At 65.9% G+C, this 24,536-nt stretch carries 26 protein-coding genes and 1 pseudogene; 12 read left to right on the top strand and 15 right to left on the bottom strand.

Annotated features, from left to right (window positions below; translation table 11 throughout):
* Positions 1–3: 3 nt before the first annotated feature.
* Positions 4–339 carry a potassium transporter Trk gene (locus CXY83_RS17875; protein ID WP_104197435.1) on the bottom strand — a complete coding sequence of 112 codons (336 nt, stop codon included), beginning with the start codon at positions 337–339 and terminating at the stop codon, positions 4–6.
* Complete coding sequence (locus CXY83_RS18610) at positions 336–425, bottom strand: hypothetical protein (RefSeq protein WP_199184949.1); 90 nt, start codon at positions 423–425, stop codon at positions 336–338. The genes CXY83_RS17875 and CXY83_RS18610 overlap by 4 nt, the downstream gene beginning before the upstream one ends.
* A 114-nt stretch (positions 426–539) precedes the next feature.
* Here CXY83_RS18610 and CXY83_RS11340 point away from each other — a divergent pair, with 114 nt between their 5' ends.
* Entirely contained in the window at positions 540–1,457 is a 918-nt protein-coding gene (locus tag CXY83_RS11340) for a ribokinase (protein ID WP_104197433.1), read from the top strand.
* A gap of 390 nt (positions 1,458–1,847) precedes the next feature.
* On the opposite strand, the gene CXY83_RS11335 is transcribed toward CXY83_RS11340, so the two are convergent.
* Both CXY83_RS11335 and CXY83_RS11330 read right to left on the bottom strand, forming a co-directional pair.
* A complete protein-coding gene (locus tag CXY83_RS11335) occupies positions 1,848–3,788 on the bottom strand; it encodes an HNH endonuclease signature motif containing protein (RefSeq protein WP_104197432.1) in 1,941 nt (646 codons plus the stop codon).
* 418 nt (positions 3,789–4,206) lie between these two features.
* Entirely contained in the window at positions 4,207–4,584 is a 378-nt protein-coding gene (locus CXY83_RS11330; protein WP_104197431.1) for a sterol carrier family protein, read from the bottom strand.
* A gap of 52 nt (positions 4,585–4,636) precedes the next feature.
* Here CXY83_RS11330 and purD point away from each other — a divergent pair, with 52 nt between their 5' ends.
* A complete protein-coding gene (gene purD / locus CXY83_RS11325) occupies positions 4,637–5,902 on the top strand; it encodes a phosphoribosylamine--glycine ligase (RefSeq protein ID WP_104197430.1) in 1,266 nt (421 codons plus the stop codon).
* Between the two features lie 56 nt (positions 5,903–5,958).
* Here the strand turns inward: purD and CXY83_RS11320 are convergent, their stop codons facing one another.
* From CXY83_RS11320 to CXY83_RS11310, 3 genes are read right to left on the bottom strand one after another with little or no spacing between them, the layout of a single operon-like run.
* Positions 5,959–7,485, bottom strand: a complete 1,527-nt coding sequence (locus CXY83_RS11320) for an acetyl-CoA carboxylase carboxyltransferase subunit alpha/beta (RefSeq protein ID WP_233200815.1) — start codon at positions 7,483–7,485, stop codon at positions 5,959–5,961.
* 2 nt (positions 7,486–7,487) lie between these two features.
* Positions 7,488–8,696 (bottom strand): CaiB/BaiF CoA-transferase family protein, encoded by a 1,209-nt coding sequence (locus tag CXY83_RS11315; protein ID WP_104197429.1) that lies wholly within the window; start codon positions 8,694–8,696, stop codon positions 7,488–7,490.
* 36 nt (positions 8,697–8,732) lie between these two features.
* On the bottom strand, positions 8,733–10,100 hold the full coding sequence (locus CXY83_RS11310; protein ID WP_104197428.1) for an SLC13 family permease: 1,368 nt from the start codon (positions 10,098–10,100) through the stop codon (positions 8,733–8,735).
* Between the two features lie 125 nt (positions 10,101–10,225).
* Here CXY83_RS11310 and CXY83_RS11305 point away from each other — a divergent pair, with 125 nt between their 5' ends.
* Genes CXY83_RS11305 through CXY83_RS11295 form a run of 3 tightly spaced genes read left to right on the top strand, consistent with a single transcriptional unit; the run spans position 10,226 to position 12,798 of the window.
* A complete protein-coding gene (locus tag CXY83_RS11305; RefSeq protein ID WP_104197427.1) occupies positions 10,226–10,927 on the top strand; it encodes a FadR/GntR family transcriptional regulator in 702 nt (233 codons plus the stop codon).
* Between the two features lie 14 nt (positions 10,928–10,941).
* Positions 10,942–11,892, top strand: a complete 951-nt coding sequence (locus CXY83_RS11300; RefSeq protein ID WP_104197426.1) for a phosphoribosylaminoimidazolesuccinocarboxamide synthase — start codon at positions 10,942–10,944, stop codon at positions 11,890–11,892.
* A gap of 54 nt (positions 11,893–11,946) precedes the next feature.
* Entirely contained in the window at positions 11,947–12,798 is an 852-nt protein-coding gene (locus CXY83_RS11295; protein ID WP_104197478.1) for a VOC family protein, read from the top strand.
* Between the two features lie 39 nt (positions 12,799–12,837).
* Here CXY83_RS11295 and CXY83_RS11290 read toward each other — a convergent pair whose 3' ends face one another.
* Positions 12,838–13,557, bottom strand: a complete 720-nt coding sequence (locus CXY83_RS11290; protein WP_104197425.1) for a TetR/AcrR family transcriptional regulator — start codon at positions 13,555–13,557, stop codon at positions 12,838–12,840.
* Between the two features lie 290 nt (positions 13,558–13,847).
* Between CXY83_RS11290 and CXY83_RS18370 the strand changes: the two genes are divergently transcribed.
* The 4 genes from CXY83_RS18370 to purQ all read left to right on the top strand — a co-directional run bounded on the left by CXY83_RS18370 (position 13,848) and on the right by purQ (position 16,338).
* Entirely contained in the window at positions 13,848–13,970 is a 123-nt protein-coding gene (locus CXY83_RS18370) for a hypothetical protein (RefSeq protein WP_255408768.1), read from the top strand.
* Positions 13,967–15,259, top strand: coding sequence for a kynureninase (locus tag CXY83_RS11285; protein ID WP_104197424.1), 1,293 nt, complete (start codon positions 13,967–13,969; stop codon positions 15,257–15,259). The genes CXY83_RS18370 and CXY83_RS11285 overlap by 4 nt, the downstream gene beginning before the upstream one ends.
* Positions 15,260–15,355: 96 nt before the next feature.
* The gene (locus CXY83_RS11280) at positions 15,356–15,640 is read left to right on the top strand and encodes a phosphoribosylformylglycinamidine synthase subunit PurS (RefSeq protein ID WP_104126403.1); all 285 of its coding nucleotides are present in this window, start codon (positions 15,356–15,358) and stop codon (positions 15,638–15,640) included.
* On the top strand, positions 15,640–16,338 hold the full coding sequence (gene purQ / locus CXY83_RS11275) for a phosphoribosylformylglycinamidine synthase subunit PurQ (protein ID WP_104197423.1): 699 nt from the start codon (positions 15,640–15,642) through the stop codon (positions 16,336–16,338). The genes CXY83_RS11280 and purQ overlap by 1 nt, the downstream gene beginning before the upstream one ends.
* 381 nt (positions 16,339–16,719) lie before the next feature.
* On the opposite strand, the gene CXY83_RS17870 is transcribed toward purQ, so the two are convergent.
* Entirely contained in the window at positions 16,720–17,145 is a 426-nt protein-coding gene (locus CXY83_RS17870; protein ID WP_104197422.1) for a (2Fe-2S) ferredoxin domain-containing protein, read from the bottom strand.
* Between the two features lie 49 nt (positions 17,146–17,194).
* Positions 17,195–17,581 carry a hypothetical protein gene (locus CXY83_RS11265; RefSeq protein WP_104197421.1) on the bottom strand — a complete coding sequence of 129 codons (387 nt, stop codon included), beginning with the start codon at positions 17,579–17,581 and terminating at the stop codon, positions 17,195–17,197.
* Positions 17,582–17,627: 46 nt separating this feature from the next.
* Between CXY83_RS11265 and ykgO the strand changes: the two genes are divergently transcribed.
* Positions 17,628–17,750: a type B 50S ribosomal protein L36 gene (gene ykgO / locus CXY83_RS11260; protein WP_088455075.1), complete on the top strand. Its 123-nt coding sequence runs from the start codon at positions 17,628–17,630 to the stop codon at positions 17,748–17,750.
* Between the two features lie 8 nt (positions 17,751–17,758).
* Here the strand turns inward: ykgO and CXY83_RS18605 are convergent.
* Positions 17,759–17,848: pseudogene (locus tag CXY83_RS18605) on the bottom strand (polysaccharide deacetylase); the annotation flags it as partial.
* 280 nt (positions 17,849–18,128) lie between these two features.
* On the opposite strand from CXY83_RS18605, the gene CXY83_RS11255 reads away from it, so the two are divergent.
* The gene (locus tag CXY83_RS11255; RefSeq protein ID WP_104197420.1) at positions 18,129–18,590 is read left to right on the top strand and encodes a DUF3817 domain-containing protein; all 462 of its coding nucleotides are present in this window, start codon (positions 18,129–18,131) and stop codon (positions 18,588–18,590) included.
* A gap of 41 nt (positions 18,591–18,631) precedes the next feature.
* On the opposite strand, the gene CXY83_RS11250 is transcribed toward CXY83_RS11255, so the two are convergent.
* Genes CXY83_RS11250 through CXY83_RS17645 form a run of 3 tightly spaced genes read right to left on the bottom strand, consistent with a single transcriptional unit; the run spans position 18,632 to position 21,182 of the window.
* A complete protein-coding gene (locus CXY83_RS11250) occupies positions 18,632–19,834 on the bottom strand; it encodes an alcohol dehydrogenase catalytic domain-containing protein (RefSeq protein WP_233200814.1) in 1,203 nt (400 codons plus the stop codon).
* A gap of 2 nt (positions 19,835–19,836) precedes the next feature.
* Complete coding sequence (locus CXY83_RS11245; RefSeq protein WP_233200812.1) at positions 19,837–20,589, bottom strand: phosphonatase-like hydrolase; 753 nt, start codon at positions 20,587–20,589, stop codon at positions 19,837–19,839.
* Positions 20,586–21,182: an FAD-dependent oxidoreductase gene (locus CXY83_RS17645; protein WP_158251876.1), complete on the bottom strand. Its 597-nt coding sequence runs from the start codon at positions 21,180–21,182 to the stop codon at positions 20,586–20,588. Before CXY83_RS17645 ends, CXY83_RS11245 begins: the two co-directional genes overlap by 4 nt.
* A 195-nt stretch (positions 21,183–21,377) precedes the next feature.
* On the opposite strand from CXY83_RS17645, the gene CXY83_RS11235 reads away from it, so the two are divergent.
* A complete protein-coding gene (locus CXY83_RS11235; RefSeq protein WP_104197417.1) occupies positions 21,378–23,006 on the top strand; it encodes an AMP-binding protein in 1,629 nt (542 codons plus the stop codon).
* Between the two features lie 90 nt (positions 23,007–23,096).
* On the opposite strand, the gene CXY83_RS11230 is transcribed toward CXY83_RS11235, so the two are convergent.
* Positions 23,097–24,464 (bottom strand): NAD-dependent succinate-semialdehyde dehydrogenase, encoded by a 1,368-nt coding sequence (locus CXY83_RS11230; protein ID WP_104197416.1) that lies wholly within the window; start codon positions 24,462–24,464, stop codon positions 23,097–23,099.
* Positions 24,465–24,536: the final 72 nt, after the last annotated feature.

Below are 24,536 nucleotides of genomic sequence, written 5' to 3'. Positions count from 1 at the left end.
TCTTTACTTCTCGTTGAACGCTTGAAAATCATCGTTGGGAGTACCGGAGCCAGGCTCAGCGGTACGCAGTTCGTTAGGACGTGCTTCGTTCGCCCCCAGTCTATCGGCGACGACGGACACGTGCGATCGACCGATGATCCGGTCGATGATGAGGGCAACGACCGCGCCGAGCGTCGTGCCGACGGCGAGACCGCCGAGCAGCAGGAATCCGAAAATTTGCACCCGGTCGTACTCGTTGTTCTCGGGAAAGGAGATCGTGAGGATCAGGGCGAGCAGCACGCCGACAATGGCGCCGAGCAGCATGAAATTGCGGTACCGCGGCGCCCGATGCACGGTCACGGTCGTGTCCCCGAGTACGGTCTCACTCGCGGTCGCACTGTCGGTCGCACTGTCGGTCGCACTGTCGGTCGCACTGTCGGTCGCACTGTCGGTCGCACTGTCGGTCGCACTGTCGGCGACGGTATCGTTCGACGGGTCCTGGGGCTGCTCGGTGGAACTCACCCGTTTATTGTCCCATGGACAGATGGAAGACTGACTCTATGAACACGATTGCGGTACTCGGAAGCGCCAACATGGACCTCGTCGTACGCCAGGCGCGCCTCCCCCTGCCCGGTGAGACGATCTTCGGGGCCGGTTTCAGCACGGTCCCGGGCGGCAAGGGACTGAATCAGGCGGTTGCCGCCGCTCGACTCGGCGCGGACGTGACCTTTCTGGGAGCGGTGGGAGCGGATGCCTACGGAACCGAGCTGCGTGCGCTGCTGGTGAGCGAGGGCATCCGTTCTACCGAACTCGCCACAGCGGATGCCCCCACCGGCACCGCCCACATCTCCGTCGTGGACAGCGGCGAGAATTCCATCGTCGTGGTGTCGGGAGCCAACGCCACCGTCACCACCCTGAGTGTGGAGCAGCGCGCAGTCGTTGCCGATTCGTCGTTTCTGGTCATGCAGTGCGAGCTGCCGACCCGGGTATTGGTCGAGGGACTCGCGCTCGCTCGCGCGGCCGGTCTGTTCACGGTGCTGACCCCGGCGCCGGTGGTGCCGCTGCCGCCTGGCTTTCTCGCCTCGGTCGACCTCGTCGTACCCAACCAGGGTGAAGCCGCCGAACTCACCGGGGAGAGCGACCCGGTTCGTGCTGCGGAGGTGCTCAGCGCCGGCGGCACCTGGGCGATCGTGACTTTGGGTTCGGAAGGATCGGTCGTGGCCTATGACGGTGAGGCGCTCGGGCTCGCTCCGGCTCGCCCGGTGACAGCGGTCGATACGACTGCTGCGGGCGATACCTTCGTCGGGGCTCTCGTAGCGCGCCTGGCGGTCGGTTACGTGCGCGGCACCGCCATCACTCCCGATCAGATGATCGAGGGCGTGCGCTACGCCACGATCGCGTCCTCGATCGCGGTCACCCGCGCCGGGGCCACCACCTCGATGCCCGCCCAAGCCGAGGTTGACGCAATCCTCCGCTAGCGCTCGAGCGCACAACAAAGACCCGATTGGCTAGCTCTACCGGGCTCTTTGCACGCTCTCCGAGGCGGGCACCGTGAATTCCTGGCGCTCCAGGTCGAGAGTGGGATCGTTGGAGTTGTACGCGTCGAGATAGGGCGCGTAAGTGCGCACGCTGATCTGCTCGGCGGCGATGTCGAAGTGCAGCAGCCGCAGAAACCACTGCCCTCCCTCTGGCAGACCCTCATGGGGCGGCCCCGCTCAAACTATGGTCAGCACCCATTCCGAACGTGTCTTCCACCTGAACAAACGAGACCTCTACCCCTGACACGCGTGTCTCAAGGTCAGAGCCTCGGAACGTGGCCCGTGACGGCGGCGCGAGCTTCATATGCCTGCAGTAGCGAAGCGAGGGTGTTACTTGTCCCAGGTGGGTTTTTCGACGGAAGTGGCGGCGCGGTTTTGGCCGGCGGGGCGCCAGGTTTGGGTGGGGTCGAAGACGAGCGGGCCGCGGATCCACGGTCGGCCGTCTCGCATGTCGATGTCCCAGCCGGAGGTCTCGATGCTGGCATGGCCGGCGTTACAAAGCAGCACCGCGTTGTCGATATCGGTGCGGCCACCCTCACGCCACGGTTTCAGGTGGTGTACCTGGGTGAGCTGGGGTGGCACGGTGCAGCCGGGGATGACACACCCGCCGTCCCTAGCAGCCAACGCTCGGCGTTGCTGGGCGGTGAAGAATCGGTTACTGGTGCCGAGGTGCAGGATCTTGCCGTTGTGGCCGAACAGCACCGGTTGATACCCGCCGGCGCAGATCAATTCGTCGACCTGGGTAGTGGTGAGTGGTCCGTCGATGCCGTCGATCCAGCCGGCGCCGCGGCCAGCCAGGAGGTCGTTGATGTTGATGTGCACAAGCACGGTGGGGGCCGCGCCGCCCAGGGTCGGGGCGCCCGGGTGCCGTGCGGCGGCTTCGAACACTGCGCGGAGAATGCCAGCCTGTTTTTCGCTGCGCGAGCGGGTGTCGTCGGGTTGCTGCGGGCACGGACCGTGTAAGTCTGAACTGAGCGCATCGGGACTGAGCGGGTTGAAACTGAGCGGGTCGGGTGGGTCGGGTGGGTCGCTGCCGAGCGTGTCGCTGGCCTCGCTGGTCGCTCCGACCTCGGGGACTTTGCGCGTTCCGCTGTCCTCGGCGGCTTCGCCGGCCACGACGACCTCGACGCTCGTTTCCGAAGCTGGCTTGTCGTTGCTTTCGGTTTCACGAAACGCGACCCGGGCACGCGGAGTGCTGTCGAAGACTCGGGTCGTGCCGGGAACCGGGGTCGCGGTGTTTTCGGCTCCGGGAACTGGGGTCGCGGTGTTTTCGGCTCCTGGGACCGGGTTCGCCGCCGCGGCGGAGAGGAAAGCGTCGAAGACGTTGCTGACAACGGCTCGATCGAGGGTGGTGAACCAGCCGTTTAGGCTGTAGCCGCCGTTGCTGAGGTTGCCGAAGGTAAGCCAGCTGCGCCGTTCGGGCGGGGTCTCACCGGGCGCGGTGCCGTCGGGGGCGAGGCGGGCCTTCCACTGGATGCCCTGCTGCCGCAGCAACTCCGGTGCGAACGCGATACCGGCACCGGGAAGCCCCTCGGTTTCGGGGGTGATTGCGCCGGAGCCGCTGGCGACCAAGGAACGTTCCACCCGGTCGAGATCCTCCACCAGGACGGAGGAGCGCAGGCCGTCGAGCACCGACACGATCACGCGCGCCTGCTCGAGCCCGAGTTTCCCACACTGCAGTGCTTCACCGAGAACGGGGTAGGTGGGGGCGAGAGGGCGGCCGAGGAGCATCCGCTGGCCGGCTTTCTCGCCGAGCGCGGACCGCTGGCGAACCTCGGCTCGGGACAGCCGGGCGAGGGTGCAGATCAGGTCCACGCCGCTGCGGCAGCCGAGGCGACGGGCCAGCGTCGGCGCAGCCAGCGTCGGCGCAGCCATAGCCCCCGCCGCGTTAGCAGCCGCCGCGCTCCCCGGCACGGCGCTCCCCGGCACGGCGCTCCCCGTTATCGCAGAGGCTGCATCAGCACTCGTAGCAGCAGCCTGGGCGGTAGATGCCTGGGCGGTAGCTGCCTGGGCAGCGGCGCTCTGGGCCGCGGCAGCATCGAAATACACGGACCGGCGCAGCACATCTGTGGTGGAAAGCACCCGGGCTCCGTCGACCACCCGGCCCACATTTTCCAGCGCGAGCAGCACGGTCAGCGATTCTTCATCACCGAGCAGCCCGAACGACACACCACGCAACGCCGCCACTAGAATCTCCCGAGCCTGCTCCACCGCCACAATCACGGGGTGTGAACTGGACTCACTCGGGTTTTCCATGAACATGGGCGCCATTGCCTCCTTCGCACCATTCTACCGCGAATCGAACACAAAAGCGATAGAACCTCATAAGTCTTCCAATCAATAAATTGGCACGATCGATGCGAATTCACGATGACAGCGGTCAATTCTGCAAGGTATTACCGAGGCCCGCCCTCGTGATTCACCGCCGCGGCAGTCTGCGTCCTATCGAAGAAATAAACGATTCTTCATCAGAAATAAGCCCCGAACAATTTCGCCGGCCCCACGGCCCGACGCAGCCAATTCTCCGCCGCCGATGAACGACCGCGGCGGTCATCGGCGCTGAGTTGGCTCGTGGTCTTCCTGTACCCCGACGACTGTGCACCACCTTCCGCCCGTGCCTCGCCGGTACCAGTGCCTCGCCGGTACCAGTGACTCAACGCAAACCCCCGACAGCATCGAAACTCAACCCTCAGGGAAGGGGCAGCACCGGCACATGCCCGATCAGGGTGGCCCGGGACCCGGAGGCGTGGATGGCGCCGCTCGCCAGGCCGTCCGCCCAGGGCAGGGCGCCGGTGGCGAGCGCGAGCCAGGTGGCGGCATCCGTTTCGATGACGTTGGGCGGTGTACCGCGGGTGTGGCGCGGGCCGGCGACGCACTGCACTGCGCCGAACGGCGGCACGCGCACCTCAAGAGTGTTGCCCTCAGCCTGTTCGGCCAGCAGCTGCAGGGTGTAGCGCACGGCTTGCGCCCGGATGTCCCGGCTCGCGCTGTTACCCGCAGCGACCGCCGCGAGGGCCGCTCGCACGGCCGCCCGGCCGGCTCCGTCGTCGATACGCGCTCGTGCCATGCTTCCAGTCTGCCCGATCCGCCGGGCCCGGGGCATCGGGTAGCCTGAAACGGTGAAGATTCTGGTCCTTGGTTCCGGTGCCCGCGAGCACGCCATTATCACCGCGCTGCTTCGTGAGCAGCCGCGACCGAGCGTCGAATGCGCTCCCGGCAACGCCGGTATCGCCGCCGAAGTTGCGGTCGTAGCGCTCGACCCCAACGACCCGGTCGCCGTCGCCGACTATGCCGTGTTGAACAGCATCGAACTCGTCGTCATCGGCCCGGAGGCCCCGCTCGTGGCCGGCGTCGCCGACGCCCTGCGCACTCGCGGTATCGCCGTATTCGGGCCCGACCGGGCCGCCGCTGCCCTCGAGGGCAGCAAGACCTTCGCCAAACGCATCATGGATGAGGCCGGGGTTCCCACCGGCCGCGCCGTGCGCGCGGGCTCACTCGCCGAAACCAGCGCTGCGCTCGACGAGTTCGGAGCGCCCTACGTGGTCAAGGCCGACGGCCTCGCCGCTGGCAAGGGCGTGCTGGTCACATCGGATCGCGCCGCAGCCCTCGCCCACGCCACCTTCTGGCTCGAACACGGCAGCGTGCTCATCGAAGAGTTCCTCGACGGCCAGGAGATCTCGCTGTTTCTACTCAGCGACGGCCACAGCGTCTTACCGCTCTCGCCCGCCCAGGACTACAAACGCGCCCTCGACCACGACGCCGGCCCGAACACCGGCGGCATGGGCGCGTACTCGCCGCTGCCCTGGCTCGACGCCCGGTTCGGCAGCGAGAACGAGTTCGTCGACGAGATCATCGAGACGGTTGCGTTGCCGACGATACGCCAGCTCGCCGCCGAGGGCACCCCGTTCGTCGGGTTGCTCTACTGCGGACTTATTTTGACGGATGCCGGCATCCGAGTCATTGAATTCAACGCGCGCTTCGGAGACCCCGAGACGCAGGTCGTGCTGCCGCGCCTGCTCACGCCGCTGTCTGGCCTGCTGCTGGCCGCAGCGACCGGCACACTCGGCACACTACCCCGACCGGAGTTCTCCGCCGATGTGGCCGTGACGGTGGTGGTCGCGAGCGAAAATTACCCAGAATCCCCGCTGGTCGGGCGCGAGATCACCGGATTGGACGCCGCATTGCGGGTGCCCGGTGTCACGATCGCACACGCCGCGACGGCGGCTCGGGGTGACACGATCGTGTCCACCGGCGGCCGAGTGCTCAGCGTCGTCGCCGTGGGCGCCTCATTCATCGAGGCGCGCGCGCGTGCCTACGAGGCGCTCGGGCGGGTGTCGCTGGAGGGCTCACACTATCGAACAGACATCGCCGCCCGCGTCGCCTGACTGACGCCCCGACGCCGCGCGACAGGCGATGGCGGAGCCATCGCCTGTCAGCGGGCTCAGGTGCGTCGGCCCATGGCACGAAACTTCGACACCCGGCGCGGCAGCAGCTCGTCTACCGGCACGTTTGAGAGCGTGGACAGCTCGTACTCGATGGCCGCCGCCATCCGCTGGCAGAATGCCCGTCCTTCCTCGGCTGCATTCGGGCGCTCATCGACGATGTGGTCGACGATCCCGTTGGCAAAGAGCGACGCAACGTCTACGCCCTGTGCTTCCGACATGGCCGGGGCAAATTCCGTCGTTCGGTGCACGATGGCGCTCGCGCCCTCGGGCGGCAGCGGAGACAGCCAGGAATGCTGCGCGGCGATGGTGCGGTCAGCCGGTAACAATGCGAGCGCCCCACCGCCGGCTCCCTGGCCGAGTAAGACCGACACACTGGCCGACCGCAGGCCGATGAGCTCATGCAGGGAACGGGCGATTTCACCGGCCATTCCCCCCTCCTCGGACTCCTGCGACAGGGCGGCCCCGGCCGTATCGATCACGGTGAGCAGCGGCAGCCCGAGTTCTTCGGCGAGGCGCATACCTCGGCGGGCCTCGCGTAGCGACCCCGGGCCCATCGTGGTGTCGCGTGACGGCCGCGGGCGGATGTGACCCAGAACGATGCAGCTCTGCTGCCCGAAGCGCGCCAGAGCGAGCATGAGCCCCGGGTCGTTCTCGCCCTCGCCCGTGCCGTTGAGCGGCAGCACGTCGTGGGCGCCATAGGCAAGCAGCTGGCGCAGGTCGGGCCGGCGCGGGTTTCGCGAGATTTCGATGGATGCCCACGCGCCAACAGGAGCGGGCCGCACCTGCAGGCTTTCCGGGGCCGCCACCGGGGTGGTCGCCTTGCCGGTGAGGATGGTGAGCGCCCGGTCGACGATTTCCGGCAGCTGCTCAGGCGGCACGACGGCATCGATCAGGCCGTGGTTGAACAGGTTTTCGGCGACCTGCACGTTCTCCGGAAACTTCTTTCCGTAGAGCGCTTCATAGACCCGCGGGCCCAGGAACCCGAGCAGCGCGCCCGGCTCCGCCACCGTGACGTGCCCGAGCGATCCCCACGATGCCATAACTCCGCCCGTGGTGGGGTGCCGCAGGTAGACGAGATACGGATGCCCCGCCTGCCGGTGCGCCCGCACGGCGGCGGTGATCTTCACCATGGAGAGAAAGGCGAGCGTGCCCTCCTGCATGCGGGTACCGCCGGAGGCCGGCCCGGCCAGTACCGGCAGCCCCTCGCGAGTGGCGCGTTCGATCGCGTCGACGATACGGTCCGCGGCGGAGAGCCCGATGGAGCCGGCCAGGAACGCGAACTCGCTCACCACGATCACTACCCGATGCCCGCGGATCAGGCCCTCGCCCGTCAGCACGGATTCGTCGGTGCCGCTCTTCTGCCGAGCTTTCACCAGAGCAAGCCGGTACGCCTCGTCCGGGTCGGGATCGACCACGGGCTGGTCCCAGCTCGAAAACGATCCGTCGTCGAGTACCACCCCGATAAGTTCGGCGGCGCTGAGGTGACGGGTTTTCGGTTCGGTCAACGCGTTGTCATTCGGCACGGTTAGATCCCTTCCACTGCACGATTGAGCCAGTCACGTATTTCGCTGCCGTGCTGGTTGAGCACCGGCGGAGCAGAGTGCGTGGTGTTGGTCGTCTCGGCGGTGTCGGCGGGGCTGAAGAACCGCAGCGGCGGGCCCGGGAGGCTGATCTTGCCGAGCACATCATGCTCGACGTCGATCAGCAGTCCCTGCGACAGCGCCTGGTCCCACTGATAGACCTCATCCAATGAGCGCACTTTTCCGGCCGGAATTCCGGCCTGGCCAAGCTTGTGCAGCAGCGGCGCGGCGTCGAAATGGGCGAAGGCATCCGTTATCGCCGCCTTGAGGCTCTCCCGGTTGCGCACGCGATGGGCGTTGGTGGCCCACTCGGCCCGGGCAGGATCAAAGCCGAACTCGGCCGCGAAGGTGGCCCAGAGCTTCTCACTGCCGATGCTGATCTGCACGCTGCCGTCGCGGCACGCGAACAGTCCGTAGGGTGCGATTGACGGATGGTGGTTGCCCTGGGCCTCAGGCACCTCGCCCGCCACGGTAGCGCGGGTGCCCTGAAAGGCGTGCACTCCCACGAGTGCGGCCAAAAGCGAGGTGCGAACGATCTGCCCCTCTCCCGTGCGCTCGCGCTGCAGTAAGGCAGCGAGGAGCCCGAAGGCGCCGTACATTCCCGAGAGCAGGTCGGCGATCGGCACCCCCACCCGCTGCGGGTCGTCTGGGCCGGATCCGGTGAGTGACATGAGGCCGGCTTCGCCCTGCAGAATCTGGTCGTAGCCGCTGCGGCTCGACTCAGGGCCGTCGTGGCCGAAACCGGTGATCGAGAGGATCACGAGCGACGGGTTGAGCTCGTGCATCGCCTCGGGCGAGAATCCGAGGCGATCCAGAACACCGGGGCGGAAGTTCTCGACCACCACGTCGGCGCGCAGCAGCAGGTCGCGCAGCACAGCGCGGCCGTCGTCGCTCTTCAGATCGAGGGCGATCGACTCCTTGTTGCGGTTGCAAGAGAGGAAATACGTGGATTGCAGGTTGTCGTCGGGACCGACGAACGGCGGACCCCAGCCCCGGGTATCGTCTCCCATTCCGGGATTCTCCACCTTGATGACGCGTGCCCCGAGGTCGGCGAGCATCATGCTCGCGTGCGGCCCGGCGAGGGCACGACTCAGGTCGACGACCAGATAGCCCTCGAGTGGACCTCGCGCTCGGGTCTGAGTGTCCGTGCTCATATTCAGTCCTCTCTCGATCTGCGGTGTGTGGTGTGTCTACAGCCAGCCCGGGAGGACCAGCACCGCCCAGGCGATGGCAGGGCCGGCCACCACGACGATGCCGCTGTAGGCCAAGATCTGCTTGTAGAAGCGATCTTTGTCCACGTCGTCGGGGGCGTTGGCCAGCACGAGGGCGCCGTTCGTAGAGAACGGCGACACGTCCACGATGGTCGATGCCACGGCGAGGGCGCAGATCACGCCGATCGCCCCGATTTCGCCGCTGGCCAGGAACGGTACGGCGAGCGGGATGAGGGCAGCCAGGATGGCGGTCGAAGAGGCGAAAGCCGAGACGATGGCACCGATATAGCAAATGAGCAGCGCCGCCAGCAGGGGCATACCCAGGTTGGCTACGGCATCCGACACGTATGCGATGGTGCCGGCCTCTTCGAGCACGCCCACGAAGGTGAGCATGCCGCAGATGAGCAGCACGGTCGACCAGCTGATCTTGTTGACGGCACCCTTCTGCGCCGCGGGCGAGACCAGGGCGAGGATGACGGCGATGGTGATGGCCACGAAACCGACATCGACCTTAAAACCGAGTGCGATGACGGCCAGGGCGATGAGGCCGGCCACGGTGATCAGCTGAGGAATGCGTTCCGCACGGGTCGATGTCTCCCGTGCGCCGTCACCGGCGGGATCGCGGGGTCCGTAGATGCCGGAGCCGAAGCCCTTGAATGCCACGTCGCCACCGGCCCTGGCACCCACGCTGACCGCCATCCGAGCCTCGGCGGCCTGCTCCACGAAGTGTCCGACCCGGCTCGAGAGGAGCCCCCGGCCACCGAGCACGATGAACAATACGACGGCGATCAGGAAGTTGAAGATGAGGCTCGACAGGAACACCGCCGTAGGGCTCGCGTCGAGCCCCGTGGTCGAGATGAGGCTGTTGACGATCACACCGTAGACGGCGATGGGCGAGAATCCGCCGCCCTGCGCTCCGTGAATCACCATCATGCCCATAAGCAGGGGGCTGATCTTGTACTTGCGGGCAAAGCCGAGCGCGATCGGCGCCACGATGGCTACCGCGGCCGGAGACAGTGCACCAACGGCGGTGATCACAGCCGTGATGATGAACATGATCCAGGGGATAAGAGCTACCCGTCCACCGACAAGTCGAACCGATCCGCGCACGAGCAGGTCGATCGTGCCGTTGCCCTGCGCGATCGCGAAGAGGTACGTGACCCCCACGAGTGTCAGGAAGAGCCCGCCGGGAAAATTGGCGAGGATGTCAGCGGTCTCCATGCCGAGGAAGACTGTGCCGAGCAGGAAAGCACCGACGAAAGCCAACGCCCCCATATTGACGGGAAGTAGCGTGGCGGTCAGAAACATCACCGCCAGGATGATGATCGAGATGATGGGAGCGGACATCCTTGTTCCTCCATGATTCAAGCGAATGTGGGCTATTGGCTCACTGGACTAGCCTCCTAGATAGTAGGTGAGTTTGTCAACGCCCGTGTACCCTAGGGTCACACTTCGATGCGGGAGGTACACGCGTGGCCCAGGAACTAGAACCCCAGCCCCTGTCGCGCGTGTCGAAACCACGGCTGTACGAACAGCTCGTGGCGCAGCTTCTGTCGTACATCGAGTCGGCTCACCTGGGCCCCGGTGACCTGTTGCCCGCCGAACGCGATCTCGCGGAACGTCTCGGCGTCTCCCGCGCCACCCTGGCGCAGGCGCTCGTCGCCCTCGAGGTGCTCGGAGTCATCGATGTCCAGCACGGCACCGGAGCCGTGCTCGTGTACCGGCCCAGCATCGCAACGGTGATCAAGGGACTCCGCGACCACCGAAACCGGCTGCCGGAAATCGTCGAGGCCCGCAGCACCCTCGAGGTGAAGCTGGCCGAGCTCGCCGCGCTGCGGCGAACCGATGCCGACTTGGCCGCGATCGAGAACGCCGTGCGGATCATGGCCGAGGAAATCGCGGCCGGCGACCGCGGCGCGCACGGCGACGAGCTCTTTCACCAGGCCGTCACGGCGGCCGCCCACTCCCCCGTACTGGCCCAGCTCATGACGTTCATCGCCGAGATGATTCTCGAAACGAGATTGGAGTCCCTGGCCCAGCCGGGCCGGCCCGAGCAGTCCCTGGCCTCGCACCAAACCATCACCGCGGCGATCCGGGCGCAGAACGTCGCGGCCGCGAGCGCGGCGATGCTCTCGCACATCGAGCTCGTCTCCGACGTCGCCCTGCTGAAGTGAGAGAGAATACAAGCGTGACCGAATCCGCGCAGCCCACAGCATCCGTCGCCCGCGATCTGCCCGGATGGCTTCATGCCTACTCGGGCAAGGTGCGGGACCTCTATATTCCCACCGACGGAACGACGGATGCCCCGGCCGACCTGATGAGCACCTCCCGCGTGCTCGTGGTCGCCAGCGACCGGGTGAGCGCGTTCGACCATGTGCTGGAGCCGGGCATCCCGGGAAAGGGAGAGCTGCTCACGACTCTCAGCCTGTGGTGGTTCGACCGCTTGACCGGCATCCCCAATCACCTCGTCGCCGACCACGAACAGGTCGGTAGCACCGTGCGCGAGCTCATCCCCGCGCCTGTCGCTGGCCGGGCGATGCTCTGCCGCACCCTCGACATGTACCCCATCGAGTGCGTCGTGCGCGGCTACCTGACGGGCAGTGGCTGGAAGGAATATGCCCAGTCCCAGTCGGTGTGCGGCATCGCGCTGCCGGCCGGCCTCGAGAACGGCGACCGCCTGCCGGAACCCATCTACACCCCCGCGTGGAAGGCTCCTCTGGGCCAGCACGACGAGAACATCACGTTCGAACGCACGATAGAACTCGTCGGGCCGGGCATTGCCGCCGAGCTCCGCGACCTCTCCCTCACCCTCTTCGCCACCGCCGGAGCGATAGCCGAGAAGGCCGGCGTCATCCTCGCCGACACCAAGTTCGAATTCGGCGCCGACCGGCAGACCGGCATGACCGTGCTCGCCGACGAGGTGCTCACGAGCGACTCCAGTCGGTACTGGGACGCAAAAGCCTGGCACCTGGGCACGACACCCGACGAGCGCATGGCGAGCTTCGACAAGCAGATCGTGCGCGACTGGCTCGCCGCCCACTGGGACGGTACCGGTGCCCCGCCCGAGCTGCCGGCCGAGATCGTGGAGCAGACCGCGGCCCGCTATCGCGAACTGCTCGAGCGTCTTACCGGCGCCTGAGTTGTGCCTGCTGTGACTCTCCGCGCGAATGACCTGCTGGCCGCCGAAACCGGAATGGGCGCGGTGACTTTGCGCGTGGGCAACCTCGACGCCATGCTCGCCTACTACCGCGACATCGTGACGCTTGAGTTACAGAGCCACGACGGGCCGGTCGCCGTGCTCGGGCGTGGCCGGATACCGCTCGTTATTCTGCAGCACGCGCCCGAGCTCGCAGCCGCCGAACGACGCTCGGCGGGGCTCTACCACACGGCCATTCTCTTCAACACGCAGGCCGATCTTGCCGCCGCCGTCTTTTCGATCGGCACGAAGTCCCCGGGAACGTTCACGGGCAGTGCCGATCACTTGGTCAGCCAGGCTTTCTACTTCACCGACCCTGAGGGAAACGGCATCGAGTTGTACTGGGACCGCGACCGCACACTGTGGAGCTGGGCCCACGGCCAGGTTGAAATGGCCTCGCTCCAGCTCGACCCGAATGCATTCATTTCAGAGCATATGTCGGCCGAGCCGAGTGAGGGTGCCGCCATCGTCGGGCACGTGCACCTCTCGGTCGGAGATGTCGCGACCGCTCGCGAGTTCTACGTGAACCATCTCGGCTTCGAGGCGACCGCGAACTTCGGCCCCTCCGCACTGTTCGTCTCGGCCGGGGGCTACCACCACCACATGGCCATGAACACCTGGGAGAGCTCGGGAACCGGCAAACGCCGCCTGGCCCTGGGCCTCGGCGAGATCAGCATTATCGTGCCCGGTGCCGATGACATCGGCGCCCTCAACGAGCGCATGGCCCACTACAAAGTGGGCACCAGTTACGACGGGCAGACCCTCGCATTTGACGACCCATGGGCCAACCGCATCCGGGTGCGCGCCGGCACGTCGGTATCCGCTGAAAACCCGGTCGCGACGGTCTAGGCGCGCGCAACCGGCCCACGCTCGACAGCACCCGGTGGCTCAGCGGGCGGCGCGGGCGGTGCGACGGGTGAGGCCGTGCACGGTGGCCTGATAGTCCTTGACGTTGAGCGGGCGGCCGGGCAGCTTGGGCCGGGGCGCGTCGGCCGCACGCAGGCCGTCGAGCACGATGGAGAGCTGACGACGCCACTGGCCGGCATAGCCGGCGCCGAGGCCACCCAGCGATCCGACCATGGTGACGAGCACTGCAAGGTCGACCGCGTCGACATCTCGGCGCAGCGTGCCATCTTTTTTCGCGCGGGCCACGAGACTCGCGATGAAGCCGTCGAACTCGGCGGCGGGTCGCGCTGACGGGTCCAGCTGGGCCATGCGCCGTAGAATCGGCGGCAGCGCCGGGTCGGCGACGAGCCATTCCGCAACCCGTTCGGTATAGATGACGAGCGCCTCCCACGCGTTGGGCGCCGCCTCGATTTCCCCACGCACCGCGTGCAATTCGGCGAGCGCGAGGTCATAGAGCGCGCGCACAAGGTCGTCCCTGGTCGGAAAGTTGCGGTAGAGAGTCGCCACACCAACCTCGGCCTGACGCGCGATCTCCTCGAGCGAGGCGTCGATTCCATACTGCGCAAACTGGGCACGAGCCGTCACAACAAGACGGTCTCGATTCAGCCGGGCGTCTCGGCGACGGGGCGGAAGCGGCGCGGTTCGCTCGGGCAAAGACGGGGCTGGCACGCCATCCTGGGGCTTTCGGGTCGGCGGGGTCATGCGCTCCAGTCTAGAACTTTGACCTGCTCGGTTCGCCTTGGTGTTGCGCCCGCAGTCGCAACCTGCGCACAATTTGGACAAGCCGAATGGAAACCGATGACTCCCAAGAACAACACTTGCGAATTCGACCCCGAGATCGTGACCGATTTTCGAGAAAAGATGAGCTACGGGCCCTCTCTCGACCTGCCCAGACTCCTCCGGCGCGGCCTTTTTGCAGGAAGCCTTTTTGCAGGCGGCCCTCGAACTCACTTTTTTTCCAGAGCTGTGTGCCATGCGCCGGAGTTTGACGCGTGACCGCTCATTTTCAGGTCGGTCGCGGCGCCGTGCTGCCGGGCTTTCCCGATGCGCACGTGCACCTCGCACTGATCGACGAGACTGCTCTGCGAAGCGGCGAACTCGAGGTTCTCGCATGACTCCCACTATGAACGGTGCGACCGGCCTCGACGTCCCCCTCGCTTTTGCCCGGCGGATGGACCGCATTGACGGCCTGGCACATTATCGCGCCAGATTTCTGGGAACAGACACCGACCCCGAGACCGCCAACCCGCGCTCCTACCTCGACGGCAACTCGCTCGGTCGCCCGCTGCGGGCCAGCGCCGAGCGCATCGCCGACTTTCTCGCGCAAAACTGGGGCACCCGACTCATTCGCGGATGGGACGAGCAGTGGATGGACCTGCCCCTGCAGATCGGTGACGACCTCGGCCTGGCCTGCCTCGGCGCCGAAGCCGGCCAGGTTTTCATCGGCGACTCGACCACCGTGCTGCTCTACAAACTGGCCAGGGCCGCCGTGGATTCACGGCCGCACCGAACCGAAATCGTGCTCGACAGCGATAACTTCCCCACCGACCGATACGTTCTGGAAGGGATCGCGCGCGAGCGCGGCCTGACGCTCCGCTGGATCGAATCCGATACCGAGGGCGGCGTTACCGCCGAACAAGTGCGCAGCGTCGTCGGCCCACAGACCTCGCTCGTGCTGCTCAGCCACGTGGCCTACCGTTCCGGCTACCTCGCCGACATGCGGGCCATCACGGCCGTTGCCCACGAGCATGATGCCCTCGTGCTCTGGGACCTGAGCCACTCGGTCGGCTCTGTTCCGATCGAACTCGACCGCTGCGCCGTCGATCTCGCGGTCGGCTGCTCGTACAAATACCTGAGCGGGGGCCCGGGCGCTCCGGCCTTCGGGTATGTAAAAAGCGACCTGCAGGCTGTACTGACCCAGCCGATTCAGGGCTGGATGGGTTCTCAAGCCATCTTCGAAATGGGGCCGGGGTATCGGCCGGCCACCGGTATCCGTCGATTCATGAGCGGCACACCTGCCGTGGTGGGCATGCTCGCTATGCAGGACACCATTGCCCTGCTGGGCGAAGCCACGATCGGGTCGGTACGAGCCAAGTCGGTCGCGCTGACCGAGTTTGCGATCACCCTCGTTGATGCGTGGCTCGCGCCGATGGGGGTCACCGTCGCGTCGCCGCGCGAGCAGACCCATCGCGGCGGGCACGTGACCATCAACCATCCGCTGATGCGCCAGGTCACGAAGATTCTGTGGGACAACGATGTGATTCCAGATTTTCGGGCACCCAACGGGCTGCGGCTCGGCCTTGCCCCGCTCAGTACGAGCTTCGTCGAGACCTACGACGGAGTGGCCGCCGTGCGCGACGTCTTGCGCGGCATTCTGCTCGGTCGAAGCGGCGTAGCCGAGTAGGCCGACACCGAGGCGGGCCGGTGCGGCCCGCCTCGGCCTGTAGAATTGCAGTGATTTGCCACGACTATTAGCCCCAGACTGTATGCGGAGTGCCCAGTGCCAACGATCGTCGTCGAAGTAATGCCCAAGGCCGAGTTGCTTGACCCCCAGGGCAAGGCCATCGCCGGCGCCCTCGGTCGCCTCGGTCAGACCCAGACAGCGCTGGCCAACATCAGCGGAGTGCGCGTCGGCAAGCGCTTTGAGATTTCCATCGATGGCGCCGCGGATGCCGACGTCTTGGCCGCCGTGCGCGTGCTCGCAGATTCGGTGCTGTCAAACTCCGTGATCGAGGACGTCGTCGGTATCCACGTGCAAGACGCTCCTTCGTCAGCGGTCGCCTAATGCGGATCGGCGTCGTCACCTTTCCCGGCTCGCTCGATGATCGCGACGCAGCGCGCGCGATCCGCCTGGCCGGCGCCGACGCCGTGGCACTCTGGCACGGCGACCATGACCTGCACGGCGTTGACGCCCTGGTACTGCCCGGCGGGTTCAGCTACGGCGACTATCTGCGGGCCGGCGCCATTGCCAGCCTCTCGCCGATCATGACCGAAGTCATCGACGCAGCGAACCAGGGCATGCCCGTGCTGGGCATCTGCAACGGATTCCAGATGCTCACCGAGGCCCACCTGCTCGACGGCGGCCTCATTCGAAACGACAGGGGCCGCTTCATCTGCCGCGACCAAGGCCTGCGCATCGAGAACAACACGAGCGACTGGACGACCGGCTTCGCCGCCAACGCCGAGATCGTCATTCCGCTCAAGAACGGCGAGGGCTCGTTCATGGCCTCCGACGAGACCCTCCGGGCGCTCGAGGGCGAGGGCCGCATCGTGGCCCGTTACATCGGCGGCAACCCGAACGGGTCACTGAACGACGTCGCCGGCGTCACCAACGCCCGCGGCAACGTCGTCGGCCTCATGCCACACCCCGAGCACGCCGTCGAGGCCGGGTTCGGCCCCGACACCGACGATGCCATGGCGAGCGGCGTCGACGGTCTCACCTTCTTCACCTCGGTCATTGCGCGGGCGCTCGTCGGGCGCTAGCCGATGCCCTAGCCACAGCCTGCCACCCGTGTGCGTCGAGCTCGCGCCGCGTGGGAGTGATATTCGACAACCGACGGTCAGAGACCAGCTGCACCCTGCTCCAACCGGCCTAAGCGGTAATAATTTACGGTGCGCGTCCGTCTCCGATCGACATCTTTTTAATTTGTAGGCATGAATATCCTGCGCCCACCGACCAGCTCACGAGGACTCTGCGGTGCTGGACATCGGCGGGATCGTTAGTGTCTTGCGGGAGATCCTCGGCGCCCTCGCTCGTCGCCTACCGGAGCCGGGTCGCACACGCTCCGTGGATGAATCGGCGGGAGCCTCGTGCGTTGGTGCGAGTGCGACCCAGCTCAGTGCCACAGCCCTACGGCCCGAAAGTCAGTGCAGAGGGCTGTGTGCTCGGATGGGTGTGCCGATCCCGAGGATGGCGCTGTGCAGTACGGGTGGCATGCTCAGTGCCGGTTCGTCGATGCGTGTCGGGCCGCCGGACGCTATCCAGGCCAGAAGGGCGTCCAGGGCGGCGGGCTGGTCTATTCCACCCAGCCACACCGACGGCCCGGTGACTCCCGTGTTTCCCTCACGGCGGGCCACCGCCGCGATCGCTCCTCGGGCGCAGGCGCCCAGGCATTCTGTGGAAACAAGGACACCGCCCGTGCCGGTCATAATCGTCGACCGCAAGCGGTCGGCACCATCTTGACCGACAGCTAGTCGGTGGAGCGCACTGCAGCGATGCCCGGCACACACGGCGACCAGTGGGCCGCTGGCTTCCTGTTCGATCGGGGACGAAGCTTGGGTGTGTTTCATGGTGGCACTCCATTCTGTTGTGTCGTACGAATGTTTTCTCGGTGAAGCGTCAGTTCGAATCCAGGTCCCAGGCGGGGAAAGGATCGGCCAGGCATTTCCATTCGCTGGGACCGCTGACAAATTCGCGATCGGTGAGTAGGCAGGCGTCGAGGTTGGTGGTGAGCGTGGCTGCGTCGAGGTCTTTGCCGAAGAAGGCAATTTCCTGGCCCCACGGCGACTCAGGGTCGTGGCTGCCCACCTCGATCGGCACTGCGGACGGGTGGATCTCCAACATCACGTCACTCCGAGTGATGCTGGCTATGGCTTCGGATACGGCGCTTCGCCCGGAACCGGCGAGGCTGAGCGAGGTCGCGCCGCTGGCTCGCACTATGGATGATTTGCCGGCACCGGGCAGTCCGCTGATGAGGTTCACGGTGAAAATACGTTGCGGAGTCATGGCTGCTACTCTAATTGATAATTATTATCAATAAGTCGAGGTGGCCATGAAAGTTCGAAATTCACTCAAAGCGCTCAAGAAACTCCCGGGCGCACAGATCGTGCATCGCCGGGGACGAGTGTTCGTGATCAACAAGAAAAACCCACGCTTGAAAGCCCGTCAGGGTTAGCGTGGAAACCGCGAGATGTCACCGGGCGAGTCTTCTCCGCCGTAGGAACCGAGCCAGCCCCCAACGGCACCGACGCGGCGGCTGAAGCGCGCGTTCAAAGCGCGCGTTCGAATGACGGTGGTCGCCGAGCTTGCCGTAGACGAGCAGCATGCTGGTCGACGTGATTGAGTTCGCCGACGATGGTCGGCAGAGCCGCAGCCCGCGGTGTGATGCAACCATCACGAACACAATTCGGGCGCACACTGGATTTTTGCGCGATTGCAAAATCTCAGTCACGCGGGTTTTTCGGCGAGTAGTCAGAACGTCTAAAACGGGGGCTTATTCAGGCGCGGCTGCAACGATGGACGTCTCCTACCCCGCCACGAGTCGAAAGTCACCATGACCCCGCGTCTGCTGTTCCGTTCCGTCGCTATCGCCGAAGCCATTACCTGGGCGCTACTCATCGCCGGGATGCTCATGAAGTACGTTCTCGACGCCGGTGAGATCGGGGTGCAGATCGGCGGCTTTGTGCACGGACTGGTCTTCATCGCCTTCGGAATGACAGCCCTCCTGGTGGGCGTCAATCAGCACTGGAACTTTCGGCTCACCGCGATAGCGATGGTTGCCGCAATCGTTCCCTTCGGCACGATCCCTCTCGACCGCCGATTCGAGAAGAATGGGTTGCTGAACGGAGAGTGGCGGCAGACCCGCACCGCCGACCCTCGAGACCACACCCGGGTCAGCGCCCTGCTCCGCTGGATGCTGGCTCGGCCGGTGCTCCTCGCCTGCATCATGGGGATCGCCCTGGTGTCGATCATGGCCACGCTGCTTTCGATCGGTCCGCCCGGCAGCATCAGTTAGCGTTGTGCGCCATGATCTCCGCACCCGACGCGCGGGGCCGGTCAGCCGAGCGTCGCTGGCTGCTGCGGGGTGATGCCGACACGGGGGTGGCGTGCGGCAGCGGCCAGCGTGAGCGCGGCATCCGCTTTCTCGAGGGGAAACGTCGTTCCGACCAGAGCCGAGAACGGATGCCGATGCCACGCTCCACTGAGATACGTCGCTGCTTGCTGCAGGTCGTCCGGCGTGTAATTGTGCACGCCGCGCACGGTGATCAGGCGGCGCACGATCGACTCTGGGTCGAGCAGCACCGGCTCCCCCGGTGAGACACTGCCGACCAGCACGACCACGCCGCCGATACCGATCAGGTCTATCGCCGTGTGCACGGCCAGTCGGGCGCCACTCAGTTCGAGGGCGATCGTCGGCTCGGCAGCCCCCGCGTCCTGGAGCGCGGCGAGCACGCTCGCTACCCCGGTCGGTGATTCCCGCGGTGCCCCAGGGTCCGCGACCGCCGCGGCCCCGAACGCGAGCGCGAGCTGTCGGCGAGCCGGATCGGGGTCGCTGACGAGCACGAGCGCCCCGGCATCCGTCGCCATCGCGCAGGCCGTGACCCCGAGCATTCCGCCACCGGTTACCAACACGGTAGCCCCGGCCAGCGGTACGAGAGCGGATGCCGCCCCCAGCGCCGCGACAACCGTGGCGGTCGCGCAGGAGGCCGGCGCCAGAACCGTGGCGGGAACCTGCTCGTCGACGACGACGACCGCCGTCCCGCCACGCACCTGCACATGGCTGGCAAAACCTCCGCTCAGTTCCCAGCCCCGCTGCATCCGTTCGTGGCCGTATTTGACCAGCTCGAGGCATTTCTGGGGCACGCCACGGCGGCAGCGCGGGCACGTTCCGCAGCTCACGGCGACCGACCAGACCACTCGCTGCCCAACCCGCAGCGGCATTCCATTTGCGGCATATGACCGTTCGGTCACGGCGACGATACGGCCGATCTGCTCGTGCCCGAGCACGAGCGGTTTCGCGGCCGAACGGTGGCCGAGCACTGTGTGTACGTCTGAGCCGCAGACCGTGGCCAATTCCACTTCGACCAGCACATCACCGGGCCGCAGCAGCACGCCGGGTACCGCCACGCACGCGAGCGGCTGGCCAACGCCCGACCAGACCATAGCTTCCGCGGCGCGCGGCAATACCACCTCACGACCGACTCCAAGGGTGAGGGCGGGCAGCGTCATGTGGTCAGCGACCGGATCGTGTTCGGGCATGACTACTCGATCGTCTCCTCACGCAGGCCGAGCAGTTCGGCGAGGTCGGCGACGCTCTCGATGACGACATCGGCCCCGGCATCTTCGAGGGTGGCGGTGTCATGCGTGCCGGTCAGGACTCCCACGATCAGGCCGGCGCCGGCGCTCTGGCCGGAGAGCATGTCGCTCGCGGTGTCGCCGACGACAACCATGGCAGCAACGCTCGACGCGCCGGTGCGCAGCAGCGCGGTGAGCGGCAGATCGGGATAGGGCCGGCCACGGCCGGCTTCGGCCGGGCAGAGGCTGACGTCGATGAGGTCGTCCCAACCGAGTGAGTCGATGAGCGTGTCCTGCGTCGCCCGAGAGAATCCCGTTACCAGGGCCACCTTCACGCCAGCGTCCCGCAGTTCCTGGAACAGGTCGGCCGCACCCGCGATCGCCGTCACCCCGACCTGTTCGACGAGTTCACCATAAGCGGTTTCGAACTCGGCCGTCGCGGCGACGGCCGCTTCTTCGGAGTCGGTCAGTTCGCGAAAGACATCCAGTTTGGACTGCCCCATGGTCGCGCGCACGAACTCGATGGCTTCCGCGAGCTCATCAGCGCTGTCCGTCAACCCGCTGCGCTCGGCGGCGAGCGCGAACGCCCGCTCGACCAGTCCGTCGTCGGTCACGGTGGTGCCGGCCATGTCGAAGACGACGAGCTCAACGTCAACGTCAACGTCTTCGGTGTCCAAATCGTCAAGATCAAGATCAAGGGAAAAAGGTGCGGTGCTCATGGGGTGCCTTTCAGGGTGAGGGAGATGGGTGAATCGCATACGGTTGCGATGACGTGCTCAGCGAGACTGAGACTGCGACTGCGACTGCGACTGCGACTGCGACCGAGACCGAGTCCGAGTCCGAGTCCGAGACCGAGTCCGGTCGTCATACCGATCCCGGTGGTTGCCGCGACGCGATAGACGCCGGGTTCGGGCTGGTCGATGTCGTGGTTGATCGCCACGATGACCGTTCCGGAATCGATCGACCCCCGGGTCGTTGTGACCCGACCGGGACGCACGGCCGTCACCGCGGTTCGGTAGCGAAATTCGACGCCCCGATTGGCCAGGTACGCGGCAGGGCCGGCTTCGGCCTGGCGCGGATTGACCTGAAGATCCCACGCAAGCATCGCCCCGCCCCGTGCCGTACCGGGGGCGAGCGGCAAACGAGCACTGACCTCGGCAGCGCTCCGCATCACCACGTCGGGTTGACCAGGGCCGACGATTCCGCTGGCGACCTGACCGCGGAGCGAGCGCAGAGGCCGTCCGCGCATCCGCGATACCGGGGCCGACGTCTTCACGCAAATGTCGAGGGAAAAAGCGCTGCAGATTGCCACGTGAAACCTTCCTCAATCGAGGCCATTACGTTTAGTCACATTAAGCAGACCGTGCCAACAATGATGGTGCGCCGGGTAACCAGCAGGTGAACGGGCAGCGGCAAGTGAACGAGCGTGACTGTGGTCATATGCACAGTTTCACCCCAGCGCAGGGCGGTACCGTGGGCACGCCACATCCGATCGAAGGAGATCCCTGTGTTCACGAGCCCCTACGCTCCCGTTGAGATTCCCGACGTCAGCATTTTCGATTACCTGTTCGAGAACTTGAGCGAGGCCGAACTCGATCGCACCGCCGTCATCGACGGGGTCAGCGGAGCGGAGCTCAGCTACCGCGCTCTGGTCGATCAGATCACCCGGGTGGCTGGGGCTCTTGCCGCAGACGGCGTCGGCCCCGGCACGGTTGTGGGCCTGCTCTGCCCGAACACGCCTCAATTCACGGCCGTCTTCCACGGCATCCTGCGCGCGGGCGCCACCGTCACCACCATCAACTCGCTCTATACCCCCGACGACATCCATCGCCAACTCCACGACTCCATCGCCACCTGGCTCATCACCGTCTCGCCGCTGCTGCCGGGCGCCAAGGCGGCGGCGCACGCGTCGGGTATTCCAGACGAGCGCATCGTGGTGATCGATGGCGAGGCGGGGCATCGGTCGCTCTCTGATCTGCTGGCAGCGGATGCCCCAGCGCCGGCCGTGACCATCGACCCGGCCACGCACGTGGCCGTTCTGCCCTATTCCTCTGGCACGACCGCAGCGCCCAAGGGCGTCATGCTCAGCCATCGCAACCTCATCGCGAACGTGCAGCAGGCGCGCGACCTGATCGGCGTCGTTCCAGAGGACAAGGTGCTCGCGCTGCTGCCGTTCTACCACATCTATGGAATGACGGTTCTGCTCAATCTCGCCTTCAAACAGCGCGCCTCCCTCGTCACCATGGCCAAGTTCGACTTCGTCGAATTTCTGCGCATGATCCAGGACCACCGCTGCAGCTACATCTTTATCGCGCCGCCCATCGCGGTGGCCGTGGCGAAGCATCCGCTGGTCGAAAAATACGACCTGTCGAGCGTGCATACCATTCTCTCCGGGGCCGCGCCGCTCGACGGCGCCCTCGCCGCGGCCGTCGCCGCCCGGCTGGACTGTCGCATTCTGCAGGGCTACGGAATGACCGAGGTGAGCCCGGTGAGTCACCTGATTCCGATCGATGCTCCGCACCTGTCACGCGCCTCGGTGGGTGTGACGGTGCCGAACATGGATTGCAAGCTCGTCTCGACCGAGACCGGGGACGAGATCGAGGCTCCCTCGAGCGGGGTCAGCGAACGGGGCGAACTGCTGGTACGCGGCCCGAACGTGATGCTCGGCTATCTCAATAACGAGAAGGCCACCCGCGAGACTATCGATGCCGACGGGTTTCTGCACACCGGCGACATTGCCACGGTGAACGCGCTCGGCGAGGTGACCATCGTCGACCGCAGCAAGGAGCTGATCAAGTACAAGGGCTATCAGATAGCGCCGGCCGAACTCGAGGCCTTGCTGCTCACCCACCCGCAGATCGCGGATGCGGCTGTGATCGGTGCAGCGGATGCCGACGGCCAGGAGATACCGAAGGCTTTCGTCGTCACCGTGGCTGAGTCTGCGGTCACGGCCGAGGAGGTCATGGCCTTCGTCAGCGAGCGGGTCGCCCCGCACAAGAAGGTGCGGGCGGTCGAGTTCATCGAGGTGATTCCGAAGTCGGCCTCCGGCAAGATTCTGCGTAAGGACCTGCGCGCACGAGAACGTGCGGCGACGGTTGAGCGGCCACGCACCCTCCGAGCGGCGGTGCCGGGATAAGGACGGATCTGCCTGCAGCGTGGTGTGGTGTCGCCCCAAAATCGGCGGCCGCACGGCAATCGCCGCGTCGGCCGCCGAGGTCGGCGATGCTCAGCCGATGCGGATGAGCTTCTTGTTGACGAATTCGCTGGCACCGTAGTGTCCGAGTTCGCGCCCGAAACCGCTTCTTTTCACACCGCCGAACGGTAGCTCTGCACTGCCGGCGTCGACGAGGTTGACGAAGACCATGCCGGCTTCGATGCGGTCGGCAACTCGTAGTGCCTGCTCGGGATCGGTCGTGAACAGGTAGGAGCCCAGCCCAAAGGGAGTGTCGTTCGCCAGGATGACGGCGTCATCCTCGGAGGCCGCCCGGTAGACGAATGCTACGGGTCCGAAGAACTCCTCGTGGTATGTGTCGTTGTCTCGCGTGACATCGGTGAGCACGCCAGACGGGTAGAAGTTACCAGACCGTTTGCCCGTGGTCGCCAGGGTCGCTCCCTGCGCGACTGCGCGCTCGACCTGCTCCGCGAGATGGTCTGCCGCGTCGAGGGACGAGATGGGTCCGTAGTCTGCTCCGGGGACGGTCGGGTCGCTGGGAGAGCAGGCCAGGATTGCGGCGGTGAACTTCTCCGTGAACTCATCGTAAAGCTCATCGATCACGATGAATCGCTTGGCGGCGTCGCAGGCCTGCCCGCCATTGCGGAGGCGACCGGCGACGGCGGCATCCACTGCGGCGGCCATGTCGTCGGTGCTCAGCAAAATGAACGGGTCTGATCCGCCCAGTTCCAGCACGACCTTCTTGAGGTGGCGGCCGGCGACCTCGGCAACGGCCGCGCCGGCGCCCTCCGAACCGGTGAGGGAGACGCCCTGTATCCGCGGGTCGGCGATGATCGTGGCGACCTGCTCGCTGTCCGCGTACACATTGGTATAGGCACCAGCCGGGAAGCCTGCGTCGTGAAAGATTTGCTCGATCGCCGCGGCCGACTCCGGGCACTGCGACGCGTGCTTGAGGATGATCGTGTTGCCGGTCATGAGGTTCGGTGCGGCGAAGCGCGCAACCTGGTAGTACGGGAAATTCCACGGCATGACACCGATGAGCACACCGAGCGATTTGGAGCGCATGAAGGCGGAACCTTCGCCGCTGCGAAGGGTGATTGGTTCGTCCTTCAGAAATTCCTGCGCGTTCTCGGCGTAGTACCGGTAGATGTCGGCTGCATAGTCGACCTCGCCGAGCGCTTGATCGACGGGCTTTCCCATCTCGCGCACGATCAGGGCCGCCAGCTCGTCGCGACGCTCCTCATGCAAATCACCAACCCGGCGCAAGAGAGCGGCCCGCTCAGCGGCCGAAGAAGACCGCGACCAGCCGACGTGGGCTTTGTCTGCCGTTGCGATGACCTGCTCGAGTTCATCACCCGAAATTTGTGGGTACGTCTTGATGGTCTCGCCGGTGGCGGGGTTGATAACGGCGTGGTGGCTCACGAGCCACCTCCTTTCACGGGGCTACTGTTCCGGAGAAAATCACGTAATACGAGCCAATCATGTTCGCGGCAA

It is taken from the genome of Cryobacterium sp. M15 (genome assembly GCF_002929675.1).
GTDB classification, from domain to species: Bacteria; Actinomycetota; Actinomycetes; order Actinomycetales; family Microbacteriaceae; genus Cryobacterium; species Cryobacterium lyxosi.
The sequence above is the reverse complement of the archived record's forward strand: the minus strand, read 5'-3'. Positions and strand labels throughout refer to the sequence as shown.

Bases quoted from the DNA above. Each gene is read 5' to 3' on its own strand.
- CXY83_RS11340 (WP_104197433.1), top strand. From the start codon at position 540: ATGAACACGATTGCGGTACTCGGAAGCGCCAACATGGACCTCGTCGTA.
- CXY83_RS11335 (WP_104197432.1), bottom strand. From the start codon at position 3,788: ATGGCGCCCATGTTCATGGAAAACCCGAGTGAGTCCAGTTCACACCCC.
- CXY83_RS11330 (WP_104197431.1), bottom strand. From the start codon at position 4,584: ATGGCACGAGCGCGTATCGACGACGGAGCCGGCCGGGCGGCCGTGCGA.
- CXY83_RS11315 (WP_104197429.1), bottom strand. From the start codon at position 8,696: ATGAGCACGGACACTCAGACCCGAGCGCGAGGTCCACTCGAGGGCTAT.
- CXY83_RS11310 (WP_104197428.1), bottom strand. From the start codon at position 10,100: ATGTCCGCTCCCATCATCTCGATCATCATCCTGGCGGTGATGTTTCTG.
- CXY83_RS11295 (WP_104197478.1), top strand. From the start codon at position 11,947: ATGGGCGCGGTGACTTTGCGCGTGGGCAACCTCGACGCCATGCTCGCC.
- CXY83_RS11290 (WP_104197425.1), bottom strand. From the start codon at position 13,557: ATGACCCCGCCGACCCGAAAGCCCCAGGATGGCGTGCCAGCCCCGTCT.
- CXY83_RS11285 (WP_104197424.1), top strand. From the start codon at position 13,967: ATGACTCCCACTATGAACGGTGCGACCGGCCTCGACGTCCCCCTCGCT.
- purQ (WP_104197423.1), top strand. From the start codon at position 15,640: ATGCGGATCGGCGTCGTCACCTTTCCCGGCTCGCTCGATGATCGCGAC.
- CXY83_RS17870 (WP_104197422.1), bottom strand. From the start codon at position 17,145: ATGAAACACACCCAAGCTTCGTCCCCGATCGAACAGGAAGCCAGCGGC.
- CXY83_RS11265 (WP_104197421.1), bottom strand. From the start codon at position 17,581: ATGACTCCGCAACGTATTTTCACCGTGAACCTCATCAGCGGACTGCCC.
- ykgO (WP_088455075.1), top strand. From the start codon at position 17,628: ATGAAAGTTCGAAATTCACTCAAAGCGCTCAAGAAACTCCCGGGCGCA.
- CXY83_RS11255 (WP_104197420.1), top strand. From the start codon at position 18,129: ATGACCCCGCGTCTGCTGTTCCGTTCCGTCGCTATCGCCGAAGCCATT.
- CXY83_RS11250 (WP_233200814.1), bottom strand. From the start codon at position 19,834: ATGCCCGAACACGATCCGGTCGCTGACCACATGACGCTGCCCGCCCTC.
- CXY83_RS11245 (WP_233200812.1), bottom strand. From the start codon at position 20,589: ATGAGCACCGCACCTTTTTCCCTTGATCTTGATCTTGACGATTTGGAC.